Consider the following 1,038-nt stretch of genomic DNA (forward strand, 5'->3'; position numbering starts at 1 on the left):
TCGGTGGCGGTGGGCGGGAACGCGCCGGTGTCGGTGCAGTCGATGACCACGACGCGGACGTCGGACATCGGCGCCACGCTGCAGCAGATCGCGGAGCTGACCGCGTCGGGCTGCCAGATCGTGCGGGTGGCCTGCCCCACGCAGGACGACGCGGACGCGTTGCCGGTGATCGCGAGGAAGTCGCAGATCCCGGTGATCGCCGACATCCACTTCCAGCCGAAGTACGTGTTCGCCGCGATCGAGGCGGGCTGCGCGGCGGTGCGGGTGAACCCGGGCAACATCAAGAAGTTCGACGACCAGGTCAAGGAGATCGCGAGGGCGGCGAAGGACCACGGCACGCCGATCCGGATCGGGGTGAACGCGGGGTCGCTGGACCGGCGGCTGCTGCAGAAGTACGGCAGGGCCACTCCGGAGGCGCTGGTGGAGTCGGCGCTGTGGGAGGCGTCGCTGTTCGAGGAGCACGATTTCCGCGACATCAAGATCTCGGTGAAGCACAACGACCCGGTGGTGATGGTCGAGGCGTACCGGCAGCTCGCCGAGCGGTGCGACTACCCGTTGCACCTGGGGGTGACCGAGGCCGGTCCGGCTTTCCAGGGCACGGTCAAGTCGGCCGTGGCGTTCGGTGCGCTGCTGTCGCAGGGCATCGGTGACACGATCCGGGTGTCGTTGTCGGCGCCGCCGGTGGAGGAGATCAAGGTCGGCATCCAGATCCTGGAGTCGCTGAACCTGCGGCAGCGCGGGCTGGAGATCGTGTCGTGTCCGTCGTGCGGGCGGGCGCAGGTGGACGTCTACAAGCTGGCGGAGGAGGTCACCGCGGGTCTGACGGGCATGGAGGTGCCGTTGCGGGTCGCGGTGATGGGCTGTGTGGTGAACGGTCCGGGTGAGGCGCGTGAGGCGGACCTGGGGGTGGCCTCGGGCAACGGCAAGGGGCAGATCTTCGTGAAGGGCGAGGTCATCAAGACCGTGCCGGAGTCGAAGATCGTGGAGACGCTGATCGAGGAGGCGATGAAGATCGCCGAGCAGATGGAGAAGGACGGC

The 1,038-nt window shown here is 68.2% G+C and carries 1 protein-coding gene; it reads left to right on the forward strand.

Annotation, left to right across the window (positions count from 1 at the left end):
* The coding region (gene ispG / locus ACIQ8B_RS32980) for a flavodoxin-dependent (E)-4-hydroxy-3-methylbut-2-enyl-diphosphate synthase (protein WP_403552014.1) at nt 1–1,038 on the forward strand (1,038 nt) is incomplete at both ends.

Source organism: Streptomyces sp. NPDC096105 (genome assembly GCF_044763335.1).
Lineage (GTDB): Bacteria > Actinomycetota > Actinomycetes > Streptomycetales > Streptomycetaceae > Streptomyces.